The 16,267-nt window shown below is 72.9% G+C and carries 15 protein-coding genes; 11 read left to right on the forward strand and 4 right to left on the reverse strand.

Annotation, left to right across the window (positions count from 1 at the left end; translation table 11 throughout):
* Positions 1-9 precede the first annotated feature (9 nt).
* On the forward strand, positions 10-915 hold the full coding sequence (locus ACLQ25_RS18935) for a lytic polysaccharide monooxygenase auxiliary activity family 9 protein (RefSeq protein ID WP_425732159.1): 906 nt from the start codon (positions 10-12) through the stop codon (positions 913-915).
* A 24-nt stretch (positions 916-939) separates the two neighbouring features.
* Here ACLQ25_RS18935 and mgrA read toward each other — a convergent pair whose 3' ends face one another.
* On the reverse strand, positions 940-1,935 hold the full coding sequence (gene mgrA / locus ACLQ25_RS18940; RefSeq protein ID WP_425732160.1) for an L-glyceraldehyde 3-phosphate reductase: 996 nt from the start codon (positions 1,933-1,935) through the stop codon (positions 940-942).
* Positions 1,936-2,038: 103 nt separating this feature from the next.
* Here mgrA and ACLQ25_RS18945 point away from each other — a divergent pair, with 103 nt between their 5' ends.
* From ACLQ25_RS18945 to ACLQ25_RS18975, 7 genes are all read left to right on the forward strand, one after another.
* Positions 2,039-2,536, forward strand: coding sequence for a hemerythrin domain-containing protein (locus tag ACLQ25_RS18945; protein ID WP_357127954.1), 498 nt, complete (start codon positions 2,039-2,041; stop codon positions 2,534-2,536).
* 55 nt (positions 2,537-2,591) lie between these two features.
* Positions 2,592-3,836: a histidine kinase gene (locus tag ACLQ25_RS18950; protein WP_396801336.1), complete on the forward strand. Its 1,245-nt coding sequence runs from the start codon at positions 2,592-2,594 to the stop codon at positions 3,834-3,836.
* Positions 3,833-4,483: a response regulator transcription factor gene (locus ACLQ25_RS18955; RefSeq protein WP_425732161.1), complete on the forward strand. Its 651-nt coding sequence runs from the start codon at positions 3,833-3,835 to the stop codon at positions 4,481-4,483. Before ACLQ25_RS18950 ends, ACLQ25_RS18955 begins: the two co-directional genes overlap by 4 nt.
* A gap of 72 nt (positions 4,484-4,555) precedes the next feature.
* On the forward strand, positions 4,556-5,632 hold the full coding sequence (locus ACLQ25_RS18960; protein ID WP_425732162.1) for a hypothetical protein: 1,077 nt from the start codon (positions 4,556-4,558) through the stop codon (positions 5,630-5,632).
* Between the two features lie 66 nt (positions 5,633-5,698).
* Positions 5,699-7,150, forward strand: coding sequence for a magnesium chelatase (locus tag ACLQ25_RS18965; protein ID WP_425732163.1), 1,452 nt, complete (start codon positions 5,699-5,701; stop codon positions 7,148-7,150).
* A gap of 2 nt (positions 7,151-7,152) precedes the next feature.
* Positions 7,153-9,105 (forward strand): vWA domain-containing protein, encoded by a 1,953-nt coding sequence (locus ACLQ25_RS18970; RefSeq protein WP_425732164.1) that lies wholly within the window; start codon positions 7,153-7,155, stop codon positions 9,103-9,105.
* Between the two features lie 86 nt (positions 9,106-9,191).
* Positions 9,192-9,695 (forward strand): hypothetical protein, encoded by a 504-nt coding sequence (locus ACLQ25_RS18975; RefSeq protein ID WP_425732165.1) that lies wholly within the window; start codon positions 9,192-9,194, stop codon positions 9,693-9,695.
* 96 nt (positions 9,696-9,791) lie between these two features.
* Here ACLQ25_RS18975 and ACLQ25_RS18980 read toward each other — a convergent pair whose 3' ends face one another.
* Positions 9,792-10,799, reverse strand: coding sequence for a GlxA family transcriptional regulator (locus ACLQ25_RS18980; RefSeq protein ID WP_425732166.1), 1,008 nt, complete (start codon positions 10,797-10,799; stop codon positions 9,792-9,794).
* Position 10,800: 1 nt separating this feature from the next.
* On the opposite strand from ACLQ25_RS18980, the gene ACLQ25_RS18985 reads away from it, so the two are divergent.
* Positions 10,801-12,156, forward strand: a complete 1,356-nt coding sequence (locus ACLQ25_RS18985; protein ID WP_425732167.1) for an MFS transporter — start codon at positions 10,801-10,803, stop codon at positions 12,154-12,156.
* Here the strand turns inward: ACLQ25_RS18985 and ACLQ25_RS18990 are convergent.
* Entirely contained in the window at positions 12,153-12,863 is a 711-nt protein-coding gene (locus ACLQ25_RS18990) for an RICIN domain-containing protein (RefSeq protein WP_425732168.1), read from the reverse strand. The two genes, ACLQ25_RS18985 and ACLQ25_RS18990, sit on opposite strands and share 4 nt — an antisense overlap.
* 60 nt (positions 12,864-12,923) lie before the next feature.
* Positions 12,924-13,394 carry an aminoacyl-tRNA deacylase gene (locus ACLQ25_RS18995; RefSeq protein WP_425732169.1) on the reverse strand — a complete coding sequence of 157 codons (471 nt, stop codon included), beginning with the start codon at positions 13,392-13,394 and terminating at the stop codon, positions 12,924-12,926.
* 94 nt (positions 13,395-13,488) lie between these two features.
* Here ACLQ25_RS18995 and ACLQ25_RS19000 point away from each other — a divergent pair, with 94 nt between their 5' ends.
* On the forward strand, positions 13,489-14,886 hold the full coding sequence (locus ACLQ25_RS19000; protein ID WP_425732170.1) for an FAD-binding oxidoreductase: 1,398 nt from the start codon (positions 13,489-13,491) through the stop codon (positions 14,884-14,886).
* Positions 14,883-16,226, forward strand: coding sequence for a class I SAM-dependent methyltransferase (locus ACLQ25_RS19005; protein WP_425732171.1), 1,344 nt, complete (start codon positions 14,883-14,885; stop codon positions 16,224-16,226). The genes ACLQ25_RS19000 and ACLQ25_RS19005 overlap by 4 nt, the downstream gene beginning before the upstream one ends.
* The last annotated feature ends 41 nt before the right edge of the window (positions 16,227-16,267 follow it).

Genomic DNA, 16,267 nt, shown 5'->3' on the forward strand with positions numbered 1-16,267 from the left:
GGTCAAGCCATGAGCGTGCGTCGGATGCTCGTCACGGTGCTGGTCGCCGTGGCGGCGGCACCGCTGGGCGCGGCGCCGGCCTGGGCGCACGGCGCCCCCACCGACCCGGTGAGCCGGGCGGCGGCCTGTGGACCCGAGGGCCGGTACGCGTCGACCAGCGCCTGCCGGGCGGCCGTGGCGGCCGGCGCGGCGGTGCGCGAATGGGACAACGTACGCGTCGCGGCCATCAACGGTCGGGACCGGGAACGGATCCCGGACGGGGAGCTGTGCAGCGGAGGGCTCTCCGCGTACCGGGGGCTGGACCTGCCCCGGACCGACTGGCCGAGCACCCGGTTGACCACCGGAGCGACGTTCACCTTCCGGTACCGGACCACCATCGAGCACCGGGGCACCTTCCGGCTCTACGTCACCACGCCCGACTACGACCCGAGTAAACGGCTGACCTGGGCGGATCTGGAGCCGCGTCCGTTCCTGACGCGAACCGACCCGCCCGTGCGGGCCGGCGCGTACCAACTGGCCGGTCGGCTGCCCACGGGGCGCACCGGCCGTCACCTGATCTACACGATCTGGCAGAACTCCAACACCCCGGACACCTACTACTCCTGCTCCGACGTGGTCTTCGCGGCCCCGCCCGGCACCGAGAAGCGGGCCGCCACGACGAAGGCCTCCGCGCGTACCCCCGCGAGCCGGCCGGTCGCCAGCGAGTCGGCGGTGGCGGCGGCGGCCGACCCGGGCGTGCCGGTGGCGTCGGTGCGCAACCTCGACGGCCGGTGGCCGGTGCTGGCCGGCGCGGCCGTCGTGCTGGTCCTGGCGGTACTGCTCGGCGTGGGCCGGCGTCGGCGCGACACCGTCGCGCCGACGGGACCACGGTGCGAGGTGCGCAACCACCGGGCCGGGCGGCGCCGGATCTGGTGACCCGACCCGCCCGTGGTCCGGCGGTCAGCCCAGCAGGCGGTCGATCTCGGCCAGGTCCTCGGCGTCGAGATCGAGCTTGTGCACGGCGGCGATGTTGGTCTCCAACTGCTCGACGCTGCTCGCCCCGATGATGAGGCTGGTCATCCGCGGATCGCGCAGCGCCCAGGCCAGCGCGAGCTGGGCCAGGGACTGACCGCGCCGCTCGGCGACCGCGCCGAGCCCTCGGATGGTGGCCATCTTCTCGTCACCGAGGTCGCTCTCGTTGAGGAAGACGCTCGTCCGCACCCGCGAGTCGGCCGGGATGCCCTTGAGGTAGCGGTCGGTCAGCAGACCCTGCGCGAGAGGGCTGTACGCGATGCAGCCGGCGCCGACCTGCTCCAGCGTGTCGAGCAGGCCGTCGTCCTCGGTCCAGCGGTTGAGCATCGAGTACGACGGCTGGTTGATCAGCAGCGGCGTGCCCAGGTCGCGCAGGATCGCCGCGGCCCTCGCGGTCTGCTCCGAGTTGTAGTTGGAGATGCCCACGTAGAGGGCCTTGCCGGAGCGGACAATGGCGTCCAGCGCGCCCATCGTCTCCTCCAGCGGAGTGTCCGGGTCGAACCGGTGCGAGTAGAAGATGTCGACGTAGTCGAGGCCGATCCGGCCCAGCGACTGGTCTAACGACGAGATCAGGTTCTTGCGCGAGCCCCACTCGCCGTACGGGCCGGGCCACATGAGGTAGCCGGCCTTGCTGGAGATGACCAGCTCGTCCCGGTACGGCTTCAGGTCGGTGGCGAGCATCCGGCCGAAGTTCTCCTCCGCCGAGCCGGGCGGCGGGCCGTAGTTGTTGGCCAGGTCGAAGTGGGTGACGCCGAGGTCGAACGCGCGCCGGACGATGTCCCGCTGGCGCTCGTACGGGCGGTCCGGGCCGAAGTTGTGCCACAGGCCGAGAGAGACGGCGGGCAGCCGCAGGCCACTGCGTCCGCTGCGCCGGTAGGTCATGGTGTCGTAGCGGTCTTCCGCGGCGAGGTAGGTCACGATCATGAGCCTAGCCCCGGTCCGGCGTGCCCGAGATCGGGCGTGGAAAGCCGGACATCGGGGTAGTTTCGACCCGACGACCGGCCCAGCACCGCGGAAAGTGAGCGACGTGGACGACATCACCGCACTGATCCTGGACGACCACGCCGCCTTCCGGCGCGGCTTCGCCCGCCTCGACGACGCCCGCGACGAGCAGGAACTGCTGGCCATCTGGGACGCCCTCGCCCTGCACCTGGACATCCACGCCGAGGCGGAGGAGGCGATCCTCTACCCGCACCTGGTCAAGCACGGCGACGACGGCGAGGACGAGACCGCCGACGCGATCGGCGACCACAACAAGATCCGGGACGCCATCGCCGAGTCCAAACTGCACCCGGTCGGTTCGAAGCCCTGGTGGGAGGCGGTCGGTACGGCCCGCCGGGAGAACAGCGAGCACCTGGCCGAGGAGGAGGACGAGGCGCTGCCCGACTTTCGCCGGCACGCCGGCTTCGAGCTGCGGGCCGAGCTGGGGCAGCGCTGGCTGACCTTCTACGGCGAGCACAAGAACGGCCGCGACCTGCCGTTCCGCGACAAGGACCCGCAGGGGTACGTGGCCGACCACCGCTGAGATCTCCCCGCCGCGGGGGAGTCGCGCACCCGGTCCACGCCAGCAGAATGACCGGATGACCCTCCGCGCGGCGCTGGCCCCGCTGGTCGCCGGCAGTACCTGGCGACGCGGCGTGTTCCTGCTGCTCGGCGGCGTGCTGGCCCTGCCGTACGGTGTCCTCGCGGTGACCTTCGCGCAGATGCTCACCGACTCGGAGATCCCCCGCCCGCTGGTGTACGTCCTGCTGGTGGTCGCGGCGCTGATCGCCGTGGTGCCGCTGCTGCTGGACGGCAGCCGGGCCCTGGAGATCGCCGCCGTCCGGGCGCTGCTCGGCGTCGACCTGCCCGACCCGGCGCCGGGGCACCGGGGCGATCGGGAGAGCCGCCTGCGCAGCGCGCTCTGGATCGCCACGCACCTCATCGTCGGCGCGCTGGTGATGACCGCGCTGTTCAGCGCCCTGCCGATGGCGCTGGCGTTCATCGCCCAGCAGTTCGGTGTGGGCGACGAGCTGACCAGCCGGGAACGGTTCGGGCCGCTGGACGGTCGGGACAGCGGCTGGCTCACGCTGGCCGGGGTCGCCCTGCTGGTGGGCCTCGGCTACGCCGTGGCCGGGCTCGGCGCGCTCGCCGTGTCGATGGCCCCGGTGCTGCTCGGCCCCGCGCAGGCGGAGCGGATCGCCGCCTTGGAGGCGCGGGCCACCCGGCTCGCCGAACGCAACCGGCTGGCCCGCGAACTGCACGACTCCGTCGGTCACGCGTTGACCGTGGCGACCCTGCAGGCCGGGGCGGCCCGCGAGGTACTGGACACCGACCCGGAGTTCGTCCGGCGCGCGCTGACCGCCATCGAGGACGCCGGTCGGACCGCGATGGACGAGCTGGACCACGTCCTGGGGCTGCTCCGCGAGACCGGCGGCGGCCGGCCCTCGGTGGCGCCCCAGCGCACGCTCGCCGACCTGGACCGGCTGGTCACCGATGCTCGGGCGGCCGGGCTGACGGTCTACGACAGCCGCGCCGGCGATCCCACGGCGGTGCCCGCGGTCGTCTCACGGGAGGGTTACCGCATCGTCCAGGAGGGACTGACCAACGCCGCCCGTCACGGCCACGGGCCGGTGACACTGCGGCTGGACCTGCACCGCGATGCCCTGGAGTTGGAGATGGAAAATGCCCTCGGCCGACAGCGCCGCTCCGATCCGGGGCGGGGTGGGCGTGGCCTGGACGGCATTCGGGAACGGGTGCTGCTGCTCGGCGGCCGGCTCACCGTCGGCCCGGACGGCGACCGGTGGCTCGTCCGCGCCCGCCTGCCGTACGAGGACGCCCGATGACCACCGGCGTGCTGATCGTCGACGACGACGAGCTGATCCGCGTCGGGCTGCGAGCCATCATCGACGCGCAACCGGATCTGCGGGTGCTCGCCGAGGCCGCCGACGGGGCCGAGGTGCCGCCCCTGGTCGCCCGGCACCGCCCGGAGGTGGTGCTGATGGACGTGCGGATGCCCGGCATCGACGGCATCCAGGCCACCCGGCACCTGCTCGCCACCTCCGCCGACCCGCCCCGGGTGCTGGTGGTCACCACGTTCGCCAACGACGAGTACGTCTACGAGGCGCTGCGCGCCGGCGCGTCCGGCTTCCTGCTCAAACGGGCCCGCCCGGCGGAGGTCGTCGAGGCGGTCCGGGTCGTCGCGGCCGGGGAGTCGCTGCTGTTCCCGGCGGCGATCCGCCAGCTCGTCGGGGCGTACGGGCCGGTGGGCGGGGACCGCCTGCAAGCCGCACGCCTCACCGAGCGGGAGGCCGAGGTGCTGCGGCTGATGGCGACCGGCCGGTCCAACCCGGAGATCGCCGCGCACCTGGTCGTCGGGGTGGAGACGGTCAAGACGCACGTCGGCAACGTGCTGGCCAAGCTGGGCGTGCGCGACCGTACCCAGGCGGTCATCGCCGCGTACGAGTCCGGCTTCGTCACCCCGTCCGGCTGATCCCTCGGCCGGGGGAGCGGGTTCACCGCCGACCGGGAGGGAACCGGTCGCCGATCGGTCGACGCTGAGAGCATGACGACGATCAATGACCTTCGAGCCCGTACCGAATCCCGCTGGCCCGACCGACTCGCCCCGCTCGCCGCCGGTTGGCTCGGCCTGTGGGGCGTACTCGCCCTGCTCGGCATGCTCACCGGCGCCGGCTACCCGTTCGGCCCGAACGACCCCCACGGCGGTGACGTCAGTCTGCTGCGCCTGGTGCCGGTGGACGTGGCCACCCCGCTCTTCGCCGGAGTCCTGCTGACCGCCGCCGTGGCCGCCCTCGCCATGAGCCGCCCGGCGGTCCGCCCACCCGGCCCGCTGCGGGCACTGCTCGCCGGCTACGGCTGGGCGGTCGCGTTCCTGCTCGCCGTGGTCGTGCCGGACGTCCGCGTGCTGGTCATCCTCGGCTACCTGCCGATCCTGATCGTCGGCGCGCCGTTCGGCTGGCCGCCGGTCGACTACGCCGACATCTTCAACTGGGCCCTCTTCGGCCGCTTCGCCGCGCTGCTCGGCGGGCTGCTGCTGGCCGGGGCGGTGCTCGCCTGGCAACGCCGTACCGCCGGAAGCTGCGTCTCCTGCGGGCGGGACGGCACCGACCGTGGCTGGACCACCCCGACCGCCGCCGCCCGCTGGGGTCGGTGGGCCGCCGGCATCGCGGCGATCATTCCGGTGACGTACGCGGCGATCCGGTTCGCCTGGGCGGCGGGCATCCCGCTGGGCATCTCCCGGGAGTTCCTGACCGAGATGCAGGACAGCGGGCTGGTCTGGGCCGGGTTCGGGCTGGCCGCCTTCGCCACCGTCGGCGCGGTCCTCACCCTCGGGCTGGTGCAGCGCTGGGGTGAGCGGTTCCCCCGCTGGATGGTTTGGCTTCCCGGTCGTCGGGTGCCGGTGAAGCTGGCCGTGGTGCCGGCGACCCTGGTCGCCATCTCCGTCACCGCGGCGAGCCTCGGCCTGCTCAGCAACCCCCAGTTCTGGGAGCTCACCGGCGGGACCAGCCTGACCGGAGCGCCGATGCTGCTCTGGCCGGTGTGGGGCGTGGCGCTCGGCGCGGCGACGTACGCGTACCACCTGCGCCGCCGGGGCGCCTGCCGGCGCTGCGGCCGGGGCTGAGGGCGGCCGTGGGGGTGCCACCCGAACCCGGAGGCGCCCCCGAAAATGTGAGCTAGCGTTACTCGGGTGACTGCGCCTACCCCGGTAATCCCGGTTCCACCGGCCGACCTGCCCGGCACGCTCGGCGCGCTACGGGCGGCCGGTCACCAGTACCGCACCGTCAAGCAGGAACTCCGCGACAACCTCCTCGCCCGGATGCGCTCCGGCGAGACCCGTTTCCCCGGCATCGTCGGCTACGACGACACCGTCCTGCCCGAGGTCGAGCGTGCTCTGCTCGCCGGGCACGACATGGTGCTGCTCGGCGAGCGCGGCCAGGGCAAGACCCGACTGATCCGCGCCCTGGGCTCGCTGCTCGACGAGTGGACCCCCGTCATCGCGGGCTCGGTCCTCAACGAACACCCGATGCACCCGCTCACCCCCGCCTCGGTCGCCCAGGTCGCCGAGGCCGGCGACGACCTGCCCGTCGGCTGGCTGCACCGCTCGATGCGCTACGGCGAGAAGCTCGCCACCCCGGACACCAGCGTCGGCGACCTGATCGGTGACGTCGACCCGATCCGGATCGCCCAGGGCCGCACCCTCGGTGACCCGGAGACCATCCACTTCGGGCTGGTGCCGCGTACCAACCGGGGCATCTTCGCCGTCAACGAGCTGCCCGACCTGGCCGAGCGCATCCAGGTGGCGCTACTCAACGTGCTGGAGGAGCGCGACATCCAGGTCCGTGGCTACCAGCTCCGGCTGCCGCTGGACCTGCTGCTGGTGGCCAGCGCCAACCCCGAGGACTACACCAACCGGGGTCGGATCATCACCCCGCTCAAGGACCGGTTCGGCGCGGAGATCCGTACCCACTATCCGGTCGACCTGGAGTTGGAGCTGGCGTTGATCCGCCAGGAGGCGGACCTGGTCGGGGCCGTCCCCGAGCACGTGCTGGAGGTGCTGGCCCGCTTCGCCCGCGCCGTGCGGGAATCCCCGTCGGTGGACCCGCGCTCCGGAGTCTCCGCCCGGTTCGCGATCGCCGCCGCCGAGACGGTTGCCGGTGCCGCGCTGCGTCGTGCCGGCCTGCTCGCCGCCTCCGACGACGCGGACGGTCGGCCGGAGGCCGCGGTGGCCCGGGTCGGTGACGCGGTGTCGGTGACCAGCACGCTGCGCGGCAAGGTGGAGTTCGAGAGCGGCGAGGAGGGGCGGGAGATCGAAGTCCTGGCTCACCTGCTGCGGACCGCGACCGCCGAGACGTTCCGCGCCCACCTGGCCGGGCTGGACCTGTCCGGGTTCACCGCCCTCGTCGAGGACGGGACGGCGATCGAGACCGGCGAGCTGGTCGGTTCCGCCGAGCTGCTGCGGCAGGTGGGCACGGTGCCCGGTCTGGCCAAGGTGCTCGACCGGCTCGGCCTGGGCGACGCGCCCACCCCGGAGGAGGCCGCCGGGGCAGTGGAGTTCGTGCTGGAAGGGCTGCACCTGACCCGCCGGCTCGGCAAGGACGTCACCGAGTCCGGGCGCACCGTCTACGGCGGCCGGGGCTGACTGTGGCCGGCAACCGGTTCCGGTACGGCCAGTGGAACGGCGGGCCCGATCCGCTGGCACCCCCGTACGACGTGCGCGAGGCGGTGGACGCGGTCGGCGCCGAGGTGCTGGCCGGCGGCAGCCTGCGGCAGGCGCTGCGCGATCTGCTGCGCCGTGGCCCGCAGGGGCGGGGCGGGTTGGACGACCTGGCCGCGCGGGCGCGACGGCTGCGCCGCGAGGCGCTTCGTCGCGGCGATCTCGACGGCGCGGTGACCCGCGCACAGGCCCTGCTCGACCAGGCTCTCGCCGCCGAACGTGACGAGCTGCGGAGCCGCGACGACGACGGCGCGCGGTTCGCCGAGTCGGTGCTGGACAATCTGCCCCGCTCCACGGCCCGGGCGGTGGAGGAGCTGTCCGGCTACCAGTGGGCCAGCGAGGACGCCCGTCGTTCGTACCAGCAGATTCTCGACCAGCTCCGGGACGACGTGCTCGGTCAGCGGTTCGCGGGCCTGCGGGACGCGGTGCGCGCGTCCGCCGATCCGGCCGCGCAGCAGCGGCTCGGCGAGATGATGCGGGACCTGAACGACCTGCTGGCCCGGCACGGCCGCGCGGAGGACACCGCCGACGCGTTCGCCGAGTTCATGCGCCGGCACGGCGACTTCTTCCCCGAGCAGCCGGAGACGGTCGACGAGCTGATCGACGTGCTGGCCCGCCGTTCGGCGGCCGGTGAGCGGCTGATGAACTCGCTGTCCGAGCGGCAGCGCGCCGAGCTGGCCGGTCTGATGCAGCAGTCCCTCGGCGACCGGCTCGCCAGTGAGCTGTCGGCGCTTGACGCGAACCTGCGGGCGTTGCGGCCGGATCTGCGCTGGGGGCGCGGCGAGCGGGTCCGGGGCGACCAGCCGTTGGACTACGCCGACGCGGCGGGCGCGCTCGGGGAGATCGGCGAGCTGGACGACCTGCTGGACCAGCTCGATCAGGAGCACCCGGGGGCCACGCTTGACGACGTGGACGTCGACGCGGTGGCCCGGACGCTGGGCCGGGACGCGGCGGACGACGTCCGCCGGCTGCGTGAGCTGGAACGCGAGCTGCGCCGGCAGGGCTGGGTGGGCCGGGACGCGGACGGGCTCACACTCAGCCCGAAGGCCCTGCGCCGGCTCGGCGGTACGGCGCTGCGGAGGGTCTTCGCCGACCTGACGGCCGGTCCGCGCGGTCAGCACGACCTGCGTTCGGCGGGTGCGGCCGGCGAGGTCAGCGGTGCGTCCCGCCCCTGGGAGTACGGCGACGAGCAGCCGCTGGACGTGGTCCGCACGCTCACCCGGGCGGTACGCCGGGCCGGGCCGACGGTTCCGCTGCAACTCGAAGCGGACGACTTCGAGGTGGTGGAGACCGAGAAGCGTGCCTCGGCGGCCGTGGCGCTGTGCGTCGACCTGTCGTACTCGATGATCTCGCAGGGTCGTTGGGGGCCGATGAAGCAGACGGCGCTGGCGTTGGCGCACCTGATGGAGACCCGTTTTCCACAGGACGCCCTGCAGATCGTGGGCTTCGGTCGGGAGGCGACGACGCTCACCCAGCAGGAGTTGGCGGCGGTGGAGCCGGATCTGCAACAGGGCACGAACCTGCAACACGCGCTGCGGTTGGCCGCTCGGCACCTGCGCCGCCATCCGGATGCCGAGCCGGTGGTGCTGGTGGTCACCGACGGGGAGCCGACCGCCCACCTCGATCCGGACGACGGGGAGGCGCTGTTCCACTGGCCGCCGCTGCCGGAGACGATCGAGGCGACGGTCCGCGAGGTGGACCGGCTCAGCCGCTACGGTGCGACCCTCAACCTGTTCATGCTCGGCGACGACGAGGGCCTGCGGCGCTTCATCGACGCGGTGGCAAGACGCAGCCGTGGCCGCATGTTCACCCCCGACACGGACGACCTGGGCGAGTACGTGGTCTCGGACTACCTCCGCTCCCGCCAGTCCCGCCGCTGAACGCCCTTCCCGACCGCCCCGTCGATCATGGAGTTGTGGTGGGTGGCAAATGCCGCTCGTCCGGGTGAATCGGGCACCACAACCCCATGATCGACGGGGTGGGGTTGTGGGGTGGGGGTGTGGTGGCGGCGAGTGGTGGGTTGCGGCGGGCTTATGTCGGGGTGTTTGGGGAGATTGACGGGGTCTCTTTTGGGCCTGCCCCTGGGGGGCAGTTGAGCGCCGAGCAGATCGTGGCGCACCTGGTGGCCAACGACGAGCTGATGATCCAGGCCAGCGAGGCGTTGCTCGCGGGGTCGCCGTTCGCCTACTACGAGCTGGAGGAGGACATTCACCGTCCGCAGCTCGACGCGTTGGCCGCCGAGCAGGGGGGTCTGCGCGGGCTTGCGGCACTGCTGCACAGCACCAGCGAACGGCTGTGCGGGCTGGTCGACCAACTCGGCCTGGCGGCGGAGGCGCCGGTGGAGACCCACCTGCGCGAGGGCTTCGACCTGATCGTCGACGAGCCGCTGCCCTGGTCCCGCACGCTGGACCTGCACGCAAGGGTCCACCTCCCCAAACACCAGGCCCAGCTCCACCTGCTCCGCGTGTGACCCCACCCCACGGACCTCGTCGATCTTGCACTTTCTGCGGCGACAAAGGCCCGCGTAAGGGGCATCTCGGCGACAGTAAGTGCAAGATCGCGGGGGTCAGGCGCGGGTCAGCTCTTCGCGGGGGTGGAAGGTGCGGCGGTAGGTGGACGGGGCCACGCCGATGCGTTGGTGGAGCTGTTGGCGGAAGGCGGCGGTTGTGCCGAAGCCGCAGCGGCGGGCGATCTGGTCGACGGTGAGGTCGGTCGTCTCCAGCAGCAGTCGGGCGTGGTCGGTGCGCTGCCGCAGCAGCCACTGCGCGGGGCTCAGTCCCGTCTCCAGCCGGAAACGTCGGGTGAAGGTGCGGACGCTCATCCGGGCCTGCTCGGCGAGGTCGCGCAGGGCGATCGGCTCGTGCAGGCGCTGTCGGGCCCACTCCCGGGCGCTGGCGGTGCTCGCGTCGGTGGCCTTCGGCACCGGCTGTTCGATGTACTGCGCCTGCCCGCCGTCGCGCCACGGCGGCATCACGCAGCGTCGGGCCGCCCGGTTGGCGATCTCGCTGCCGTGGTCGAGGCGGATGACGTGCAGGCAGAGATCGATGCCGGCGGCCACTCCGGCCGACGTGAACACCCGGTCGTCGACGATGAAGAGCACGTCCGGGTCGAGGTCCACCCGGCCGTACAGGCGGCGGAACTGCTCGGCGTACGCCCAGTGGGTCGTCGCCCGGCGTCCGTCGAGCAGGCCGGCCGCGGCCAGCACGAACGCGCCGGTGCAGATCGACATGATCCGGGCGCCCCGCTCGTACGCCGACCGTAGCGCCTCGGCCACCTCCGGCTCGACCGTGCCGGACGTCAGCAGGGCGCCGTCGTGGATGCCCGGGACGATCACCGTGTCGGCGGTGTCGAGTAGCTCCAACCCGTGGTCCGGGAGCACCTGGAAGCCGGCGGTGCTGCGGACCGGCCTGCCGCCGGGGGTGCACACCCGTACGTCGTAGCGGTACGCGTCGTCGGCGCCCCGGGCGGTGCTGAAGACCTGGGACGGGGTGCCGAGGTCGAGGCCGACGACGTGGTCGAGGGCGAGGACGGCGATCCGGTGCGGGCCACTGCTCATGGCCCGATTATTGCGCATGATGGCTTTCCGGCCACTCGTCGCGGTGCCGGGTGCACCCCAGACTGGTCGCGTGAGCAAGAATCGTCGCCTGCACCCCGCCTGGCTCGTCGCCGCCGTCGCCTTCGTGGCGCTGGTCGGCGCGGCCGGGTTCCGCGCCACCCCGTCGGTGCTGCTGCACCCGCTGCACGCGGAGTTCGGCTGGCCGCTCGCCACCATCTCCGCGGCCGTCTCGGTCAACCTGCTCCTCTACGGGCTCACCGCGCCGTTCGCCGCCGCGTTGATGGACCGGTTCGGCATCCGCCGGGTCGTCTCGGTGGCGCTGCTGCTGGTCGCCGCCGGCAGCGGTCTGACGGTGTTCATGACCGCGAGCTGGCAGTTGCTGCTGTGCTGGGGCGTCCTCGTCGGTCTGGGCACCGGCTCGATGGCGCTCGCCTTCGTGGCGACCGTCACCGGGCGCTGGTTCGTCCGCCGTCGGGGCCTGGTCACCGGCGTGCTCACTGCGGGCGGGGCCGCCGGGCAACTGATCTTCCTGCCGCTGATCGCCGTGCTGGTACGCGACCAGGGCTGGCGCACGGCGGCGCTCGTCGTGGCCGGTGCCGCCCTGGCTGTCGTACCCCTGGTGGTGTGGCTGCTGCGCGAACACCCGGCGGATCTCGACCTGCCCGCCTACGGCGCGACCGAGGTCGTCGCGGCGCCGCCGCCGACCGGCGGCGCGGCGACGCGGGCGCTCGGCGCGCTGGCCGCCGCGGCCCGGACGCGACCGTTCTGGCTGCTGGCCGGCGGGTTCGCGATCTGCGGCGCGACCACGAACGGCCTCGTCGGTACGCACTTCGTGCCGGCCGCGCACGACCACGGCATGACCGAGACCACGGCGGCGGGACTGCTCGCGCTGGTGGGGCTCTTCGACATCGTCGGCACGATCGCCTCCGGCTGGCTGACCGACCGGGTGGACAGCCGGCTGCTGCTCGGCGCCTACTACGCGCTGCGCGGGCTGTCGCTGCTGGTGCTGCCCAGCCTGTTCGCGGGTACCGCCGAGCCGAGCATGCTGGTGTTCATCGTCTTCTACGGCCTGGACTGGGTGGCCACGGTGCCGCCGACCGTGGCGCTGTGCCGGGAGTACTTCGGTGGCGCGGGCGCGGTGGTGTTCGGCTGGGTGTTCGCCGCCCACCAGTTCGGAGCGGCGCTCGCCGCCACCGGCGCGGGGCTCGTCCGCGACCGACTCGGCGACTACGCGATGGCCTGGTACGTGGCCGGCGCGTTGTCGATCGGCGCGGCGGGGCTGTCGCTGCTGCTGAGCCGCAGGCCGGGTCGACCGGTGTCGGAGGCCGTCCTCGTCGCCGCGACCGCACCCAGGGCATGGAGCTTCCGGGGTTAGCCCACCGTCCACTGTTGGGCGGGCCGGCCGTCGCAGGGTCGCTGGCGGATGTCCTTCCCGGCCTCGACGCCGTCGTCGTCGGCCTGCGCGCACTTACCGCTGTGCACCGCGACCAGCAGCAGGGGGCCGGCGCCGGTGGGGGTCAGCCCCCACTGCTGGTTGGCCTGACCGTGGCACGGGAACTGTTGTAGCCGCGCGCCGTCGTCACCGCTGCCGCCCTCGACATCGAGGCACTGCCCGTGGGCGGCGTTGGTCAGCGTCACCGCTCCCGTTGCGACCGGGTTGACCACCCACTGCTGTTCCGGGCCGCCGGTGCAGGCGGCCAGCTCGGCCTCGGCCTTCTCGCCGTCGCCGTCGAGCCCGAGGCAGAGCCCGGAGGGCGACCGCAGCACGTGGGCGCCGCTGGTGGGAACGGCCGGGGTGGCCGACGGGGTCGGCGACGGCTCGACCGAGGGCGTCGGGGTCGGCGCGGCCGCCGGGATGGTCGGCTCGGCCGCGCTGGACGGCGTGCCGACGGCCGCCGGCACCACCGGCTCGTCGTCACCGTCGAGCAGGCCGGTGGCGAAGACCACACCGAGGAGTACGCCCACCAGCCCGACCGCCAACGCCACCCGCAGCAGCGGGTCGGCCAGCGGGCCCGAGCTGGCTCGGCGTCGGCCGCCATAGACGGTGCCGACGGGGTCGGGGCGTTCCTCGGGGGCGGGCATAGCCGCCATCCTCACCCACGGCGGCGGGCCGGAGCCAACCGGACGACGGCAGCGCAGAGTTCAGCGGGTGGGCTGCGGGTCGGTGACGTCGGCCACAGTGGCGTCGAGGGCGGCGATCGCGGCGTCGGCGTCGACCGCCACGGCGAGACCCCGCTCGCCCGCGCCCAGGGTGATCTGCCGGCCCCGCAGTCGCTCGTCGGCGATCACCGGCCAGGCCGTGCTCGCGCCGAACGGGGTGATGGTGCCGCGCTCGTACCCGGTGGCGGCCAGCGCGCCCGCCGCGTCCGGCATGGAGATCCGCTGCACCCCGAGCAGAGCGCGCAGCTTGGGCCAGGAGATGACCCGGTCACCAGGGGTGAGCACGAACAGGTGGTCGTCCGCGGCGCGGCGGACGACGATCGTCTTGACCACGTCCGGGATGGCCACACCACGGGCGGCGGCGGCCTCCGCGAGGCTGCCGACCGCGCCGTGACTGACCAACCGGTACGGCAGTCCGGCGGAGTCCAGGGCGGCGATCGCGGGCGACGGCATGCCCGCCACGGTAACCGCCGGACCTGCTGTCGGACGGGAAACGGCAGGCGAGGACATCCCACGATTTTCCCGGGTGCAGGCGTAAGGTGATCACATGCGCGCTGAGCGTGTGGATCACCCAATTGACCATGATCAAGCGGTGGACACGCTGCGGCGGTCGTACGCCGCGGTGCCCACGGGCGAGCCTGTCCGGCTGGCCAAACGCACCTCCAACCTGTTCCGTCCCCGATCCGCTCCCCGCACCCCGGGCCTCGACGTGAGTGGCCTGAACGGGGTGCTCTCGGTCGATCCGGCCGAGCGTACGGCCGACGTGCAGGGCATGTGCACGTACGAGGACCTGGTCGACGCGACGCTGCCGCACGGGCTGATGCCACTGGTGGTGCCGCAACTGCGCACCATCACCCTGGGCGGCGCGGTGACCGGCCTCGGGATCGAGTCGACGTCCTTCCGCAACGGCCTGCCCCACGAGTCGGTACGCGAGATGGACATCCTCACCGGCTCCGGCGCGATCGTCACCGCCCGCCCGGACTCCGAGCACGCGGACCTGTTCCGCGCGTTCCCCAACTCGCTGGGCAGCCTCGGCTACGCGACGAGGCTGCGCATCGAGTTGCAGCCGATCGGCCGGTACGTGGCGTTGCGCAACATCCGGTTCACCCAACTGGAGGCGCTCACCGACGCGATCGCCGAGGTGAGCGCCACCCGGTTGTGGGCCGGCCAGCCGGTCGACGTGCTGGACGGCGTGATGTTCAGCCCCGGTGAGGCGTACCTGGTGCTGGGGACCTTCACCGACACCGCCGATCCGCCCAGCGACTACACCGGCCAGGCGATCTACTACCGGTCGCTGCGTCAGCGCACCCGCGACGTGCTGACCGCGTACGACTACCTGTGGCGCTGGGACACCGACTGGTTCTGGTGCTCGTCGGCGTTCGGCGCGCAGCACCCGGTCGTGCGCAGGCTCTGGCCGGCGCGCTACCGGCGCAGCGACGTCTATCACCGACTGGTCCGCCTCGAACACCGGCACCAGGTGGCGGCCCGGATCGACCGGCTGCGCGGCCAGCCGGCCCGGGAGCGGGTCGTGCAGGACGTGGAGATCCCGCTGGACCGCATGGCGGACTTCCTGCGCTGGTTCGCGGCCGACGTGGGGATGACCCCGGTGTGGCTCTGCCCGCTGCGGTTGCGCGAGCCGGAGGGGCCTGGTTCCGCGCAGACGTGGCCGCTGTATCCGCTCCACGCGGGGCAGGACTACGTCAACATTGGTTTCTGGGGGAGCGTGCCGATCGCGTCCGGCGCCGCCGACGGCGACGTCAACCGCACGATCGAACGCAGGGTGTCGGAGCTGGGTGGGCACAAGTCGCTCTACTCCGACGCGTACTACGACCGGGACGCCTTCGATCGCCTCTACGGCGGCGAGACCTGGCGCGCGGTGAAAGACCGCTACGACCCGGACCACCGGCTGACGGGACTGTACGAAAAGGCGGTAGCACGAGCATGAGCCTGACCGACCGAGATCAGGGGGCGGCGAGCGTCCCCGCCACCCCGCCGGCGGGGGGCCGGCGCACCGGTCCGACCGTCGCGGACGTCATCCGCGCGGTCACCGCCGGGCCGTTGCCGATCCGCATCACCGGGTACGACGGCAGCGCCGTGGGCCCGACCGATGCCGGCATCACCCTGGCGATCCGTTCCGAGCGGGGTCTGTCGTACCTGCTCACCGCCCCCGGTGACCTGGGCATGGCCCGGGCGTACGTGAGCGGCGACCTGGCGTTGCAGGGGGTGCACCCGGGTGACCCGTACGAGGCGTTGCGGGTGCTCAAGGACGAACTGCGGCTGCGTCCACCGTCGGTGACCGATGGCGTGGCGCTGGTGCGCGGACTGGGCTGGGAGCGGCTGCTGCCGCCACCGGCGCCTCCGCAGGAGGCCCAGCCGCGCTGGAAGCGGGTGATGAACGGGCTGCGGCACTCCCGGGTCCGCGACAGCACGGCGATCTCGCACCACTACGACGTCTCGAACGCCTTCTACGAGAAGGTGCTCGGCCCGTCCATGACGTACACCTGCGCGGTCTTCCGCTCCCCGAGCGACACCCTGGAGCAGGCCCAGGCGGCGAAGTACGACCTGGTCGCCGGCAAGCTGGCGCTCAAGAAGGGCATGCGGCTGCTGGACGTGGGCTGCGGTTGGGGCGGCATGGTCCGGCACGCCGCGCGCGAGTACGGGGTCAAGGCGCTCGGGGTGACCCTGTCGAAGGCGCAGGCGCAGTGGGCGCAGGCCGCGATCGAGCGGGAGGGGCTGACCGAGTTGGCCGAGGTGCGTTACCTCGACTACCGGGACGCGCCCGCGGAGCAGTTCGACGCCATCTCCTCGATCGGGCTGACCGAGCACATCGGCGTACGCAACTACCCGTCGTACTTCGGGGCGCTGCGCTCCCGGCTGCGTACGGGTGGGCGGCTGCTCAACCACACCATCACCCGGGCCGACAACCGGGCGCCGCACCGCTCGGGCGCGTTCATCGACAGGTACGTCTTCCCGGACGGCGAGCTGGCCGGCCCGGGTCGGCTGATCAGCGAGGTGCACGACGCCGGGCTGGAGGTGCACCACGAGGAGAACCTGCGCCAGCACTACGCGCTGACCCTCGCCGCCTGGTGCCGCAACCTGGTGGAGCACTGGGACTTCTGCGTCTCGGAGGTCGGCGCCGGGACGGCCCGGGTGTGGGGTCTCTACATGGCTGGCTCGCGCATGGCGTTCGAGCGCAACGGCATCCAACTGCACCAGGTGCTGGCCACCCACAACGGCCCGGACGGCGTGAACGGCTACCCGCTGCGACCGGACTGGTTGCCCTGATCATCTGCTGAGCGTCGCCGGAAGCTGCGCATCGCCTGAAG

It is taken from the genome of Micromonospora sp. DT44 (assembly GCF_049841635.1).
GTDB lineage: Bacteria > Actinomycetota > Actinomycetes > Mycobacteriales > Micromonosporaceae > Micromonospora.

What these genes read in the sequence shown, in the direction of transcription:
- ACLQ25_RS18975 (WP_425732165.1), top strand. Translation starts at nt 9,192, where the DNA reads ATGATCGACGGGGTGGGGTTGTGGGGTGGGGGTGTGGTGGCGGCGAGT.
- mgrA (WP_425732160.1), bottom strand. Translation starts at nt 1,935, where the DNA reads ATGATCGTGACCTACCTCGCCGCGGAAGACCGCTACGACACCATGACC.
- ACLQ25_RS18950 (WP_396801336.1), top strand. Translation starts at nt 2,592, where the DNA reads ATGACCCTCCGCGCGGCGCTGGCCCCGCTGGTCGCCGGCAGTACCTGG.
- ACLQ25_RS18980 (WP_425732166.1), bottom strand. Translation starts at nt 10,799, where the DNA reads ATGCGCAATAATCGGGCCATGAGCAGTGGCCCGCACCGGATCGCCGTC.
- ACLQ25_RS18955 (WP_425732161.1), top strand. Translation starts at nt 3,833, where the DNA reads ATGACCACCGGCGTGCTGATCGTCGACGACGACGAGCTGATCCGCGTC.
- ACLQ25_RS18935 (WP_425732159.1), top strand. Translation starts at nt 10, where the DNA reads ATGAGCGTGCGTCGGATGCTCGTCACGGTGCTGGTCGCCGTGGCGGCG.
- ACLQ25_RS18995 (WP_425732169.1), bottom strand. Translation starts at nt 13,394, where the DNA reads ATGCCGTCGCCCGCGATCGCCGCCCTGGACTCCGCCGGACTGCCGTAC.
- ACLQ25_RS19000 (WP_425732170.1), top strand. Translation starts at nt 13,489, where the DNA reads ATGCGCGCTGAGCGTGTGGATCACCCAATTGACCATGATCAAGCGGTG.
- ACLQ25_RS18960 (WP_425732162.1), top strand. Translation starts at nt 4,556, where the DNA reads ATGACGACGATCAATGACCTTCGAGCCCGTACCGAATCCCGCTGGCCC.
- ACLQ25_RS18985 (WP_425732167.1), top strand. Translation starts at nt 10,801, where the DNA reads ATGGCTTTCCGGCCACTCGTCGCGGTGCCGGGTGCACCCCAGACTGGT.
- ACLQ25_RS19005 (WP_425732171.1), top strand. Translation starts at nt 14,883, where the DNA reads ATGAGCCTGACCGACCGAGATCAGGGGGCGGCGAGCGTCCCCGCCACC.
- ACLQ25_RS18990 (WP_425732168.1), bottom strand. Translation starts at nt 12,863, where the DNA reads ATGCCCGCCCCCGAGGAACGCCCCGACCCCGTCGGCACCGTCTATGGC.